Source organism: Streptomyces sp. NPDC048349, assembly GCF_040651925.1.
Lineage (GTDB): Bacteria > Actinomycetota > Actinomycetes > Streptomycetales > Streptomycetaceae > Streptomyces.
In genome coordinates, this window is record NZ_JBEZLA010000002.1 from 128,394 (window position 1) to 140,498 (window position 12,105).

Genomic DNA, 12,105 nt, shown 5'->3' on the forward strand with positions numbered 1-12,105 from the left:
GAAGGCCTGCATCGGCAGCAGCCGGGGCCGGAGCCGGGAGCCGGGAGCTGAGGCCGGCGGCAGGAGACAGGACGGGGGGCGGGCTACGGCGGCGGGGGCGCGCCCCCACCGGCAGCGGGGACAGGCTGCGGCGGCAGCGGGGGCGGACCGGACGGCAGCCGGGGACGGGCCCCGGCGGGAGCCGGGACGGGCGGGCTGCGGCAGCGGGGCGGGCCCGGGCGGCAGCCGGGGACGGGCCCCGACGGGAGCCGGGACGGGCGGGCTGCGGCAGCGGGGCGGGCCCGGGCGGCAGCCGGGGACGGGGCCCCGGCGGGGGCGGGGCAGGCTCCGACGGCAGCGGGAACGGGCCCCGACGGCAGGGGGGGGACGGGGCTGCGGCAGCGGGGGCGGGCCCCCGCAGCAGCGGGGACTGGCCCAGGCGGGAGCCGGGGACGGGCTGCGGTGCCGTCAGGCCTTCGTTCCGCCCCCGCGTGCCCCTACGCCAGTGCGACCACCGCGCGGGACATGCCCAGGACCTTCTGGCCGGCGCTCGTCGCCGTCAGGTCGACGCGGACGCGGTTGTCCTCCAGCTTGGCCGCGACCTTGGCGGTGACCTCGATCAGGCCGCCCCGGTCGTCGTTCGGGACCACGACCGGCTTGGTGAAGCGGACCCCGTATTCGACCACCGCGCCCGGGTCGCCGACCCAGTCGGTGACCACGCGGATCGCCTCGGCCATGGTGAACATGCCGTGCGCGATCACGTCCGGCAGTCCGACCTCCTTGGCGAACTTCTCGTTCCAGTGGATCGGGTTGAAGTCGCCCGAGGCGCCGGCGTACCGGACCAGCGTGGCGCGCGTCACGGGGAAGGACGCCGCCGGCAGCTCCGTGCCGACCTCGACGTCCGCGTACTGGATCTGCGCTGCCATGTCAGGCCTCCTCGGGGGCGCGGGAGACGAGCTTCGTCCACGCCGTCACCACGTGCTCGCCGGTCTCGTCGTGGACCTCGCCGCGGATGTCGATGATGTCGTTGCCCGCGAGGGACTTCACGGCCTCGATGGTCGAGGTCACGGACAGGCGGTCACCGGCACGCACCGGGCGCGAGTACGCGAATTTCTGGTCGCCGTGCACGACGCGGCTGTAGTCCAGCCCCAGCTGCGGGTCCTCGACGACCTGTCCCGCCGCGGCGAAAGTGATCGCAAACACAAAAGTCGGCGGAGCGATCACGTCGGGGTAGCCGTACCCCTTGGCGGCTTCGGGGTCGGTGTAGACGGGATTGGCGTCACCCACGGCTACCGCGAATTCGCGGATCTTCTCCCGGCCGACCTCGTACGGATCGGTGGGGGGGTAACTCCGCCCCACGAAGGACTGGTCGAGAGCCATGACTCACTACCTCCTGATGAAGGGACACGAAAGACGATCGGAAACGACACGAGGCCGCCCCCCAAAGAAGGGGACGACCTCATGACGGTGCCTGTATTCGAGACTTCGCTGGGGTCAGCGGGTCTCGCGGTGCGCGGTGTGCGAGTTGCAGCGCGGGCAGTGCTTCTTCATCTCAAGACGGTCCGGGTTGTTACGCCGGTTCTTCTTGGTGATGTAGTTCCGCTCCTTGCACTCCACGCAGGCCAGCGTGATCTTCGGGCGGACGTCGGTGGCAGCCACGTGAGTGCTCCTTGACGGACTATGGGACGGATGAACGCATAAAAGAGTAGCCGATCGGGAGACCGACCCCGCAATCGGCTACTGTGTGTAGCGGCGACCGGACTTGAACCGGTGACACAGCGATTATGAGCCGCTTGCTCTACCGACTGAGCTACGCCGCTTTGATGTGATCAGCTCCCCACCCGAGGGTGGGGAACCTCTCTCACCAGAGCCCCAATGCGGAATCGAACCGCAGACCTTCTCCTTACCATGGAGACGCTCTACCGACTGAGCTATTGGGGCGAGCGATGAAGACATTACACGGTTGCCCGCCGATCGCCCAAATCCTTTGCGGGGACCGGGCTCCGAGGGGGTCCGGACGCCTTTCTTGATCAGCCCGCGCAGAGCCCGCAGGTCACTTCGGGCACGGATTGTGTGCGGCCTCACACCCCATCGCCCTCCTGCGGAGGCGACTTGGGCCCGCTCGGTCCGGGCACGGGGCGCAGGCCCGCGCCCGCTGGTGGACTGCGGCGCGCGGCCACCACACCGGTACGACTATTGCGCTCTTCCGTGAAGCGGGGTGTGCCGCGCCCTAGGCTCTGAGCACGCTGCGTGATCTTGGGCCGCGGGCCGCGGCCACGGCCCAGGACCGCCCGAGCCACCGCAGGAGCGCGATGTCCGACAGCCAGCCGCAGCAGCCGTTCCACCCCCCGCACAGCGGCCGCGGCGAGGACGGAGGACACGGACCCGCGCACGGTTCCTGCCCGAGCCCCTCCCAAGGCCACGCGCAGGGCCCCTCCCGCGGCCGCAGCCACCTCCCCGCCCACGAGCACGGCCGGCACCCCGACCGGGGCCGTGCGGCCGCCGGCGAGGCCACCACCCTGCTGCTGGCCGGGGCGCGCCTGACCGACGGCCGGACCGTCGACGTCCGCCTCAGCGGCGGCCGGATCCAGGCCGTCGGCACTGCGGGCAGCCTCCCTGCCCCCGCCCTGTCCCGGGTGGACCTGGGCGGCTACCTGCTGCTGCCCGCCCCCGCCGAGCCCCACGCCCACGGGGACACCGCCCTGACCGCCGACGGCGAGGGCCCCGTCTCGTACACCCCCGACGAGGTCCAGCGCCGCGCCACCGAAGCCGCCCTGCTCCAGCTCGGCCACGGGGCCACGGCCGTGCGCTCCCACGTCCGGATCGGCGACGTGCACGGACTCGGCCCCATGGAGGCCGTGCTCCAGGCCCGCCGCTCGCTGCGCGGGCTCACCGACCTGACCACCGTGGCCGTACCCCGGCTGCTGACCGGAGTGGCCGGCGCCGACGGGCTCGCGATGCTGCGGGACGCGGTCAAGATGGGCGCCTCCGTGATCGGCGGCTGCCCCGACCTCGACCCCGACCCGACCGGCTTCCTCGAAGCCGTCCTGGAACTCGCCGCCGAGCACGGCTGCCCGGTGGACCTGCACACGGACGGTGACGATCCCGGCCGCCTTGCGCGGCTCGCCGCGATGGCCGGCGGGCTGCGCCCCGGCGTGAGCATCGGCCCGTGCGGCGGCCTCTCCCGGCTCCCGCTGGATGTGGCCGCCCGCGCCGCCGACCAGCTCGCGGCGGCCGGGGTACGCGTGACCTGCCTGCCCCAGGGCGACTGCGCGGCCCTGGAACGCCGCGGCCTGCGCACCGCCCCCGTACGCCTGCTGCGGGCCTCCGGGGTGCGGGTCACGGCCGGCAGCGGGGCCCTGCGGGACGCGGGGAACCCGGTCGGCCGGGGCGACCCCCTGGAGGCCGCCTACCTGCTGGCCTCCCAGGGCGGGCTGCGGGCGGGCGAGGCCTACGAGTCGGTCAGCGCCGCCGCGCGGGAGGCCATGGGCCTGCCGGAGGTCCGGGTGGAGGCGGGCTTCCCGGCGGAGCTGCTGGCCGTGCGCGGTGACCGGCTCTCTGGCGTGCTGTCCCTCGCGTACAGCCGGATCGTGATCCACCGGGGGCGGGTGGTAGCCCGTACGAGTGCGGTGCGGGAGTACTGCGATTCGGCCGTCGCCGTGGCCCTGGACCTGCCCCGCCAGGGCCGTACGGAACCCGGTCCCTGAACTTCGCCGGGCGTTCGCGGGCGCGGCAGCCCGGCTCGTCGTACGGTCGGGGCATGCGCATCGTCATCGCGGGTGGACACGGTCAGATCGCGCTGCGGCTGGAGCGACTGCTCGCCGCGGGCGGGTACGAGGTCGCGGGGATCATCCGCGACCCGGCGCAGGGCGACGACCTGAGGGAGGCGGGCGCCGAACCGGTGCTGTGCGATCTGGAGTCGGCCACGGTGGAGCACGTGGCGGGCATCCTGCAGGGCGCGGAGGTGGCGGTGTTCGCCGCCGGCGCGGGTCCGGGCAGCGGGATCGAGCGCAAGGACACCGTGGACCGCGGCGCGGCGGTGCTCTTCGCCGACGCCGCCGAACGGGCCGGAGTACGGCGCTTCCTGATGGTGTCTTCGATGGGCGCGGACGCACGGCACGAGGGCGACGAGGTCTTCGACGCCTACCTGCGGGCGAAGGGCGAGGCCGACGACCACGTCCGCACCCGGCTGGGCCTCGAGTGGACGGTCCTGCGGCCGGGCTCGCTGGTCGACAACGCGGGGACGGGCCTGGTCCGCCTCGAGGCGCGGACGGGCCGCGGGTCCGTCCCGCGCGACGACGTGGCGGCAGTGCTCGCCGAGCTGGTCGAGACCCCGGCGACGGCGGGGCTGACCCTGGAGCTGACCTCCGGTTCGACCCCGGTCGCGGTGGCGGTCAAGGACGTGGCGGGCAACTGAAACCGACCGGGCGTCAGAATTCGGCGGACACCTTGTCGTCGGACCGTCCGACCGAGTCCTGCTGGTACTGGCCCTCGTACGCCCGGCGGATCCGCTCGATGCGCCCGCTGCGCTCGGCGGCCTCGTTCTCGGGGTACAGCAGCACCACCTCGTACGAGGACTCGCGCACCGCCTTGCCGTCCTGCCCGCGCCACTGCCCGTACCCCTCGTGGACGGTCAGCCCCTCGGGGAAGGCCGGGGTGATCTCGCGCTCCAGGAACCGCATGAACTCCCGCTCCCCGACCGGACTGCGGCCGTCGGACCGCTCGGTGCCGAAGTACAGCCGGGTCTCCTGGTAGGGCTTCCCCACGTCCGTGTGGAGCGCCGCCCCGACCAGGGCCGGAATCCCGGCGCCGAGCAGGGCGATGAGCACCCCGCCGCCTACTTTCCCCCGCATGTCAGATGTCCATTTCACTCAAGGTGAACGAACAGGAGACCCCAACGATGCGGTCGATGACGGGCCCGGACGTCGAACGGGCGGCAGCCGCGGCGGTGGCGGCCCTCGGCCCGCACGGCGGCTTGGACTGGGGGGTGCCGGCCGGTTCCCTCGAATGGTCCTGTTGGACGACCGCGGCCCACATGGCGCACGACCTGACGGCGTACGCCGCGCAGGTGGCCTCCCGCGCACGGTCGAACTACCTACCGCTGGACCTGCGGGTACGCCCGGGCACTCCCCCGGCCGAGGTGCTGACGGTGGTGTCGGCGAGCGCCCGCCTGCTCAGCACGGCGATCTCGGCCGCCGACCCGGAGGACCGCGCCTGGCACTGGGGCCCCTGCGATCCGGGGGGCTTCGCGGCGATGGGTGTGGCGGAGCTGCTGCTCCACACCTACGACATCGCCCAGGGCCTGGACCTCCCCTGGCTGCCGCCGTCCGACCTGGCCGCCCCGGTACTGGCCCGCCTGTTTCCGGACACCCCGCCGGGTCCGCCGACCGAAGCCCTGCTCTGGTCCGCGGGCCGCCTCGCCCTCCCCGACCGCCCCCGCCGCACGTCCTGGTCCTGGCAGGCGGCCCTCACGGGGAACCACTGAGCCCGCACGAAAGACCCGCACGTCCGCCGCGGTCACGACGGCGCCGCTTAGAGGATCCGCCGACCACGGCCATCGCCCGGTGGCAAGACCCGAACCTTCGCGGCATGACGCCCACCCCCCGGCCGGGAGCTACTTGGGACATCAGTCAGCACAGGGTCGACATGCGTCGGCGCCATCCCGGACGGAGAAGTTCCCATGCGACACACATCCCGGAGGCAGCGGTTTGCGATGTTCGGCGTCTCGACCGCCCTGGCCGCGGCCGGCGCGCTGTTGCCCACCAGCGCCTTCGCCGCCCCGACGTCGCCGCATCCCGGCGTTGCGAGCACCGTGGCAGGCAGCCACGGCGGCGACAACGGCGGGCAGAACAAAAACGGCCAGAACGGGCACGGTCGCCATCAGGGCGGTCACAGCGAGCACAGCACCGGCACGGCCGACCCCTCACCCCCGACGCCCAACCTGCCCAACCGACCCGGGGACCACATGTGCGACCCCGGCCCCTGCACCCCGAACTTCCCGCCCCCGACGCCCAACCTGCCCAACCGACCCGGGGACCACATGTGCGACCCCGGCCCCTGCACCCCGGACTTCCCGCCGCCTGCCCGCCTGTGAGTCAGGAACTTCCCAGGCTGGAACGACGACTGCGTGACCTCGTCAAGAACGACACCGCATCCCGGGGTGGCCCGCCAGCGCTGGGCCACGCCGGGCGGTGTCGTCACCTGCCAGTCCGGACGACGCGCGGCGGCCTGGTCCAGAGGAGCGTTCACGGCGCCGCGGCGGAGGCGCGGAACGAGGTTCTCGACCCGCACGATCACGCGTCCAAGTCGGCTGGACAGCCGCATGAAGCTCGCCACACGGCGGGTGTCCACCTGACCTGAGTGCCGGTGGTGCTGCGCAGACCGTTGCGGCGCGCCTGGACGGTAAGCGACCCGAAGGGCCGTAGCGGCAGGTCAGGCACCGGAGTCCCGTCGGCGCCCCGGCCAGACGCGCTGGTAGAGAGCGCGAGTGGGGCGACACCGCGAGACAGCGCTCGGTCGCTGTGCGAAGAACGAGAAAGCCCTTCTGGCTGCGTTTCCGCAGTCAGAAGGGCTTTCTTCGCGTGGCGGCGCCAGGATTCGAACCTGGGTAGGCTAAGCCGACGGATTTACAGTCCGCTCCCATTGGCCACTCGGGCACACCGCCATGGGATGTCGCCGGTGAGGCCGCTTTGGGGCGGTGCTCGGTGGCAACGACGTAAACGATACCTGATGACCGGGGGTGCTCCGCCACCGGATTGATCAGCGCCGCGGGTGGGTGCGGTGGCTAGGCTTTGCCGCGCGGGCCGGGGATGTCCCGCCGTGCCCTCCGGGGCGACCACAACCGACTTCAAGGAGCCACAGCACATGGCCGACTCCAGTTTCGACATCGTCTCGAAGGTCGAGCGGCAGGAGGTCGACAACGCCCTCAACCAGGCCGCCAAGGAACTGTCGCAGCGCTACGACTTCAAGGGCACGGGCGCCACGATCGCCTGGTCCGGCGACAAGATCCTGATGGAGGCGAACTCCGAGGAGCGCGTCAAGGCCGTCCTCGACGTCTTCGAGACCAAGCTGGTCAAGCGCGGGATCTCGCTCAAGGCGCTGGACGCCGGCGAGCCGCAGCTGTCCGGCAAGGAGTACAAGATCTTCGCCACGATCGAGGAGGGCATCTCCCAGGAGAACGCCAAGAAGGTCGCGAAGATCATCCGGGACGAGGGTCCCAAGGGCGTCAAGGCCCAGGTCCAGGGTGAGGAGCTGCGCGTCAGCTCCAAGAGCCGCGATGACCTCCAGGAGGTCCAGGCGCTGCTCAAGGGCAAGGACCTGGACTTCGCGATCCAGTTCGTGAACTACCGCTGACCCAGGTCCCAGACCTGTCCGCACGCCGGCCCGGCGGTCCTCACGGACCGCCGGGCCGCGGCGGTTGCGGGGAGTGTGTGCGGGGCGTGAGCGGCGCGTGCGCCACCGCGGGCTTCCGTGGGCACTTGGGCGGGACGGGTGCGCCCACCAGGCTGGGTGGCATCCGTCAACCGAGTGGCAGGGGGTTCTCGCATGCCTGGGGCCGGCACGTTTCGCGAAGACTTCGGGGCGTCCGTCGTCGTCGCCCTGGTCGCGCTGCCCCTCTGTGTGGGGGTGGCCGTCGCATCCGGGGTGCCGGCCGAGCTGGGGATCGTCACCGGGGTGGTGGGCGGGCTGGTCACGGGGTGGTTCCGGGGCAGCTCGCTGCAGGTGAGCGGGCCCGCGGCCGGACTCACCGTGCTGGTCTACGAGGCGGTGCAGACGTACGGCCTGCCCGCGCTCGGCGTGCTGGTGCTGGCGGCCGGGGTGGCGCAGCTGGGCATGGGTGTGCTGCGGCTCGGGCGGTGGTTCCGGGCGATCTCCGTCGCCGTCGTCCACGGGATGCTGGCCGGGATCGGGCTGGTGCTGATCTCCGGGCAGCTCTACGCCCTGGGCGGGGTGGAGGCTCCCGGGCAGACCCTGGCCAAACTGGGCGGGGTGCACGGACTGGGGGCCCAGGCCGACTGGGCCGCCGTGGCACTCGGCGTCGGGACCATCGCCGTCATGGCGCTGTGGCGCCGCGTGCCGCCACGGCTGCGCCTGGTCCCGGGGGCGCTGGTGGCCGTGGCGGCCGCCACGGCAGTGGCCGCGCTGCTGCGGCTTCCCGTGGAGCGGGTGCGGGTGACCGGGGTGCTGGACGCCGTGGCCCCGCCCGCTTGGGACGACTTCGGCGTGCTCGCCTCCTTCGGGGCGGTCGGGACGGTGATCGCGCTGGCCCTGATCGCGTCCGCCGAGACCTTGTTCAGTGCCGCCGCCGTGGACCGGATGCACGACGGACCGCGGACCGACTACGACCGGGAACTCGTGGCCCAGGGCGTCGGGAACACCGTCTGCGGGGTGCTCGGGGCCCTGCCGATGACCGCCGTCATCGTGCGCAGCGCCGCCAATGTGGAGGCCGGAGCCCGCACCCGCGCGGCAAGGGTGCTGCACGGCGGCTGGCTGCTGCTCTTCGCCGTCGCCGTTCCCCAGGTCCTGGAGATCGTGCCGCTCGCCGCGCTGGCGGGGGTGCTGCTGCACGCCGGATGGAAACTGCTCCCCGCCCGGGCGGTGGCCGCGCTGTGGCGCACGCACCGGGGTGAGGCGGTGGTGCTGCTGGTCACCGCCGGCGCGATCGTGGTCACCAACCTCTTCGAGGGCGTGCTGATCGGCCTGGGGCTCGCCATCGCCAAGGCGGCCTGGGAAACCTCCCACGTGCACATCGAGGAGGTCTGGGAGGGCGGGGACCTGTGCGTCCGGGTGGTGGGGAACGCCAGCTTCCTGCGGCTGCCCAAGCTCCTCGACGCCTTGGACGCGCTGCCGCACGGGAAGCCCGTACGGCTCGACCTGAGCGGGCTGCGTCATCTCGACCACGCCTGTCTGACCGCCCTGGAGGGGTGGGAGCGCCAGCGGGTGCCGGCGCCCGGCCGCGAAGGCGTCATCTAGCCCGGTTACCCTCCGCGCGTGGACAACGAGTTGAAGCGCAGCCTGGGAGTGTCCGACGCCGTCGTGGTCGGACTCGGCGCGATGGTCGGCGCCGGTATCTTCGCCGCCCTCGCCCCGGCGGCCCGCGCGGCGGGCGGGGCCCTGCTCGCCGCCCTCGCGCTGGCGGCCCTGGTGGCCTACTGCAACGCGCACTCCTCGGCCCGGCTGGCCGCCCGGTACCCGGCTTCCGGCGGCACGTACGTCTACGGGCGCGAGCGGCTCGGGCCCTTCTGGGGGTATCTGGCCGGCTGGGGGTTCGTCGTCGGCAAGACGGCCTCCTGTGCGGCGATGGCCCTGACGGTCGGCGCGTACGTGTGGCCGGGCCAGCAGCACTCCGTGGCCGTCGCGGCGGTGGTGGCGCTGACCGCCGCGAACTACGGGGGCGTGCAGAAGTCCGCCCGGATCGCCCGGCTGATCGTGGCGGCGGTGCTGGCGGTACTGGCCGGGGTGGTCGTGGTGTGCCTGTCTTCGGGGGCCGCCGACGCCGGGCGGCTCGGCACCGCGGACTGGGGTGCCGTCGGGCTGCTGCAAGGGGCCGGGCTGCTGTTCTTCGCCTTCGCGGGCTACGCCCGGATCACCACCTTGGGCGAGGAGGTGCGCGACCCGGAGCGGACGATCCCGCGGGCGGTGCCGCTGGCGCTCGGGATCGCGCTGGTGGTGTACGCCCTGGTGACGGTGGCGGCTCTGTCGGTGCTCGGCGTCGACGGGCTGGCGGGGGCGGCGGCCCCGCTCGCGGACGCGGTCCGGGCGGCCGGCCGGCCCGAACTGACCCCGGTCGTCCGGGTGGGTGCGGCCCTGGCCGCGCTGGGCTCACTGCTGGCGCTCGTCCTGGGGGTCTCGCGGACCACGCTGGCGATGGCCCGGGACGGCCATCTCCCCCGCGCGCTGGCCGCAGTACATCCCCGGCGTCAAATGGCGCACCATGCGGAGCTCGCCGTGGGTGCGGTGGTGGCGGTGCTCGCGGCCACCACCGATCTGCGGGGCGCGATCGGTTTCTCCTCCTTCGGAGTGCTGGCCTACTACGCGATCGCGAACGCCTCCGCGTGGACTCTCGATTCAGGTCTCAAGGGCCGGGCCGTGGCAGCGGTCGGGCTGTCCGGCTGTGTGGTGCTGGCCTGCTCGCTGCCCCTCGCGTCGGCGGCCGCGGGGGCGGGGGTGCTGGTGCTCGGCGCGCTGGCCTACGGGGTGCGCGGCCGGATCAGATCCGCGATCTGAACTCCGCCCAGGGGAGCAGTTCCAGGTCGCACTCCTCCCCCACGGCGGACTCCTCGCAGAACCAGGCGGTGCCGTCCAGCCAGCCGCGGAGCCAGGCCGCCAGGCTCGGGGTGTCGAGGGACCAGGCGAGGTCCGGCTCCCCGGGATTCGGGTCGAACAGCAGGACTTGGGCGGTCTCGGAGCGGCAGTCCACGCACACGTACGTGCCGCAGCCGAAGTCGGCTATGGGCAGCACGCCCTCCGGCCAGCGCCATCCGGATGCGCGCTGCGCCCCGTACGTCCCAACGGCCTGACGCAGCGGCAGCAGGCCTTGCCCGGGCCCGAATCCGCCGTCGCCGATGCGGGTGTGGAGCAGGGCGAGCAGCGGGGGCAGGGCGAAGCCGAGTATGGCCTCGGCCCGGGCGATCTCCCCGCTGCCCAGCGGCGCGGGCCGGGCCTTCCCGGTCCCGCGCGCGCAGGTGCGTACGCGGTCTGCGACTTGCTCCAGCAACTGCTCGGTCTCGTTCATGCGTTCATGGTGACGCACCCCACCGACAGCCCGCTCAGCCTGTGGACAACCCCGTCGGAGGCGAGGTCAGCGGGAGGCGAACGGTGCGTCCGTCGGGACGATTTCGCGGCCCAGCGGGAGCAGCGAGAGCGGGACCATCTTGAAGTTGGCGATGCCGAAGGGGATGCCGATGATCGTGACGCACAGCGCGAGGCCGGTGAAGATGTGGCCGAGGGCCAGCCACCAGCCGGCCAGGATCAGCCACAGGACGTTGCCGATGGCGGATCCGGCGCCCGCGTCGCGGCGCTCGACGGTGGTGTAGCCGAAGGGCCACAGGGCGTACACCGCGATGCGGAAGGCGGCGACGCCGAAGGGGATGCCGATGATGGTGATGCAGAGCAGCACGCCCGCGAGGCAGTAGCCGAGGAACAGCCAGATGCCGCTGAGGATGAGCCATATGACGTTCAGGATTGTCTTCACTGCCTGCGGCCTGCCATCTGTTCGAGCCGGGCGATGCGCTCGGCCATCGGAGGGTGTGTGGAGAACATCTTAGAAAGCCCCTGGCCCGGGCGGAACGGGTTCGCGATCATCATGTGGCTGGCGGTTTCCAGCCGCGGTTCCGGGGGCAGCGGGAGCTGTTTCGTGCCCGCGTCCAGCTTGCGCAGGGCGCTGGCCAGGGCGAGCGGGTCGCCGGTGAGCTGGGCGCCCGAGGCGTCGGCCTCGTATTCGCGCGAGCGGCTGATGGCCAGCTGGATCACGGAGGCGGCCAGGGGCCCCAGGATCATGATGAGGAGCATGCCGAAGAGGCCAGGTCCCTCGTCGTCGCTCGAACGACCGACCGGTATCAGCCAGGCGAAGTTCACGAGGAACATGATCACCGAGGCGAGGGCGCCGGCGACCGACGAGATCAGGATGTCCCGGTTGTAGACGTGGCTGAGCTCGTGGCCGATGACCCCGCGCAGTTCGCGCTCGTCGAGGATGCGCAGGATGCCCTCGGTGCAGCAGACCGCGGCGTTGCGCGGGTTGCGCCCGGTGGCGAAGGCGTTGGGGGCCTCGGTGGGCGAGATGAACAGGCGCGGCATGGGCTGGCGCGCGGACGTGGAGAGCTCGCGCACCATGCGGTAGAGCTCGGGGGCCTCGAACTCGCTGACGGGACGTGCGCGCATCGCGCGTAGAGCGAGCTTGTCGCTGTTCCAGTACGCGTAGGCGTTCGTCCCGAGGGCGATCACGACGGCGACGATCAGGCCGCCCCGGCCGAAGAAGCTTCCGATGGCGATGATGAGTGCCGACAGACCGCCGAGGAGTACGGCGGTCTTCAGCCCGTTGTGCCGGCGGTGCACGGTACGCCCTCCTAGTGGTGCGGCAGGGGGACCCGGAGCGAGGGTCTACGGTCCAGTGGACCCTCCCTTCCT

14 protein-coding genes and 3 tRNA genes are annotated in these 12,105 nt (G+C 72.7%); 7 read left to right on the forward strand and 10 right to left on the reverse strand.

Going from position 1 to position 12,105, the window contains the following annotated elements; all coding sequences use genetic code 11:
• Nucleotides 1-476: 476 nt before the first annotated feature.
• The 5 genes from AB0D44_RS02340 to AB0D44_RS02360 form a co-directional block, all read right to left on the reverse strand.
• On the reverse strand, nucleotides 477-905 hold the full coding sequence (locus tag AB0D44_RS02340) for a MaoC family dehydratase (protein ID WP_362583110.1): 429 nt from the start codon (nucleotides 903-905) through the stop codon (nucleotides 477-479).
• A gap of 1 nt (nucleotide 906) precedes the next feature.
• On the reverse strand, nucleotides 907-1,359 hold the full coding sequence (locus AB0D44_RS02345) for a MaoC family dehydratase N-terminal domain-containing protein (RefSeq protein WP_215144055.1): 453 nt from the start codon (nucleotides 1,357-1,359) through the stop codon (nucleotides 907-909).
• Nucleotides 1,360-1,473: 114 nt separating this feature from the next.
• The gene (gene rpmG, locus AB0D44_RS02350) at nucleotides 1,474-1,638 is read right to left on the reverse strand and encodes a 50S ribosomal protein L33 (RefSeq protein WP_003956487.1); all 165 of its coding nucleotides are present in this window, start codon (nucleotides 1,636-1,638) and stop codon (nucleotides 1,474-1,476) included.
• Nucleotides 1,639-1,726: 88 nt separating this feature from the next.
• Nucleotides 1,727-1,799, reverse strand: a tRNA-Met gene (locus tag AB0D44_RS02355).
• Nucleotides 1,800-1,847: 48 nt separating this feature from the next.
• A tRNA-Thr gene (locus tag AB0D44_RS02360) sits at nucleotides 1,848-1,920 on the reverse strand.
• A 371-nt stretch (nucleotides 1,921-2,291) separates the two neighbouring features.
• Between AB0D44_RS02360 and AB0D44_RS02365 the strand changes: the two genes are divergently transcribed.
• Nucleotides 2,292-3,686, forward strand: a complete 1,395-nt coding sequence (locus AB0D44_RS02365) for an amidohydrolase family protein (protein ID WP_362583112.1) — start codon at nucleotides 2,292-2,294, stop codon at nucleotides 3,684-3,686.
• 53 nt (nucleotides 3,687-3,739) lie between these two features.
• On the forward strand, nucleotides 3,740-4,396 hold the full coding sequence (locus AB0D44_RS02370; protein WP_362583115.1) for an SDR family oxidoreductase: 657 nt from the start codon (nucleotides 3,740-3,742) through the stop codon (nucleotides 4,394-4,396).
• A 13-nt stretch (nucleotides 4,397-4,409) separates the two neighbouring features.
• Here AB0D44_RS02370 and AB0D44_RS02375 read toward each other — a convergent pair whose 3' ends face one another.
• Nucleotides 4,410-4,832 (reverse strand): DUF3574 domain-containing protein, encoded by a 423-nt coding sequence (locus AB0D44_RS02375; protein WP_362583118.1) that lies wholly within the window; start codon nucleotides 4,830-4,832, stop codon nucleotides 4,410-4,412.
• 47 nt (nucleotides 4,833-4,879) lie between these two features.
• On the opposite strand from AB0D44_RS02375, the gene AB0D44_RS02380 reads away from it, so the two are divergent.
• Together AB0D44_RS02380 and AB0D44_RS02385 are read left to right on the forward strand one after the other, a co-directional pair.
• Nucleotides 4,880-5,464 (forward strand): maleylpyruvate isomerase N-terminal domain-containing protein, encoded by a 585-nt coding sequence (locus AB0D44_RS02380; RefSeq protein WP_362583121.1) that lies wholly within the window; start codon nucleotides 4,880-4,882, stop codon nucleotides 5,462-5,464.
• Between the two features lie 195 nt (nucleotides 5,465-5,659).
• Nucleotides 5,660-6,073, forward strand: a complete 414-nt coding sequence (locus tag AB0D44_RS02385; protein ID WP_362583124.1) for a hypothetical protein — start codon at nucleotides 5,660-5,662, stop codon at nucleotides 6,071-6,073.
• A gap of 488 nt (nucleotides 6,074-6,561) precedes the next feature.
• Here AB0D44_RS02385 and AB0D44_RS02390 read toward each other — a convergent pair.
• Nucleotides 6,562-6,643, reverse strand: a tRNA-Tyr gene (locus AB0D44_RS02390).
• Nucleotides 6,644-6,843: 200 nt separating this feature from the next.
• Between AB0D44_RS02390 and AB0D44_RS02395 the strand changes: the two genes are divergently transcribed.
• The 3 genes from AB0D44_RS02395 to AB0D44_RS02405 all read left to right on the forward strand — a co-directional run bounded on the left by AB0D44_RS02395 (nucleotide 6,844) and on the right by AB0D44_RS02405 (nucleotide 10,206).
• The gene (locus tag AB0D44_RS02395; protein ID WP_069924001.1) at nucleotides 6,844-7,332 is read left to right on the forward strand and encodes a YajQ family cyclic di-GMP-binding protein; all 489 of its coding nucleotides are present in this window, start codon (nucleotides 6,844-6,846) and stop codon (nucleotides 7,330-7,332) included.
• Between the two features lie 192 nt (nucleotides 7,333-7,524).
• Complete coding sequence (locus AB0D44_RS02400; protein WP_362583127.1) at nucleotides 7,525-8,952, forward strand: SulP family inorganic anion transporter; 1,428 nt, start codon at nucleotides 7,525-7,527, stop codon at nucleotides 8,950-8,952.
• 18 nt (nucleotides 8,953-8,970) lie between these two features.
• Nucleotides 8,971-10,206: an APC family permease gene (locus AB0D44_RS02405; protein WP_362583130.1), complete on the forward strand. Its 1,236-nt coding sequence runs from the start codon at nucleotides 8,971-8,973 to the stop codon at nucleotides 10,204-10,206.
• Here the strand turns inward: AB0D44_RS02405 and AB0D44_RS02410 are convergent.
• The 3 genes from AB0D44_RS02410 to htpX all read right to left on the reverse strand — a co-directional run bounded on the left by AB0D44_RS02410 (nucleotide 10,190) and on the right by htpX (nucleotide 12,033).
• The gene (locus tag AB0D44_RS02410) at nucleotides 10,190-10,714 is read right to left on the reverse strand and encodes an SMI1/KNR4 family protein (RefSeq protein WP_362583133.1); all 525 of its coding nucleotides are present in this window, start codon (nucleotides 10,712-10,714) and stop codon (nucleotides 10,190-10,192) included. The genes AB0D44_RS02405 and AB0D44_RS02410 overlap by 17 nt on opposite strands.
• 66 nt (nucleotides 10,715-10,780) lie before the next feature.
• Entirely contained in the window at nucleotides 10,781-11,173 is a 393-nt protein-coding gene (locus tag AB0D44_RS02415; RefSeq protein WP_362583135.1) for a YccF domain-containing protein, read from the reverse strand.
• Entirely contained in the window at nucleotides 11,170-12,033 is an 864-nt protein-coding gene (gene htpX / locus AB0D44_RS02420; protein ID WP_362583136.1) for a zinc metalloprotease HtpX, read from the reverse strand. The genes AB0D44_RS02415 and htpX overlap by 4 nt, the downstream gene beginning before the upstream one ends.
• Nucleotides 12,034-12,105: the final 72 nt, after the last annotated feature.

What these genes read in the sequence shown, in the direction of transcription:
- AB0D44_RS02365 (WP_362583112.1), top strand. Translation starts at nt 2,292, where the DNA reads ATGTCCGACAGCCAGCCGCAGCAGCCGTTCCACCCCCCGCACAGCGGC.
- AB0D44_RS02385 (WP_362583124.1), top strand. Translation starts at nt 5,660, where the DNA reads ATGCGACACACATCCCGGAGGCAGCGGTTTGCGATGTTCGGCGTCTCG.
- AB0D44_RS02395 (WP_069924001.1), top strand. Translation starts at nt 6,844, where the DNA reads ATGGCCGACTCCAGTTTCGACATCGTCTCGAAGGTCGAGCGGCAGGAG.
- AB0D44_RS02380 (WP_362583121.1), top strand. Translation starts at nt 4,880, where the DNA reads ATGCGGTCGATGACGGGCCCGGACGTCGAACGGGCGGCAGCCGCGGCG.
- AB0D44_RS02340 (WP_362583110.1), bottom strand. Translation starts at nt 905, where the DNA reads ATGGCAGCGCAGATCCAGTACGCGGACGTCGAGGTCGGCACGGAGCTG.
- AB0D44_RS02370 (WP_362583115.1), top strand. Translation starts at nt 3,740, where the DNA reads ATGCGCATCGTCATCGCGGGTGGACACGGTCAGATCGCGCTGCGGCTG.
- AB0D44_RS02410 (WP_362583133.1), bottom strand. Translation starts at nt 10,714, where the DNA reads ATGAACGAGACCGAGCAGTTGCTGGAGCAAGTCGCAGACCGCGTACGC.
- AB0D44_RS02345 (WP_215144055.1), bottom strand. Translation starts at nt 1,359, where the DNA reads ATGGCTCTCGACCAGTCCTTCGTGGGGCGGAGTTACCCCCCCACCGAT.
- AB0D44_RS02375 (WP_362583118.1), bottom strand. Translation starts at nt 4,832, where the DNA reads ATGCGGGGGAAAGTAGGCGGCGGGGTGCTCATCGCCCTGCTCGGCGCC.
- AB0D44_RS02400 (WP_362583127.1), top strand. Translation starts at nt 7,525, where the DNA reads ATGCCTGGGGCCGGCACGTTTCGCGAAGACTTCGGGGCGTCCGTCGTC.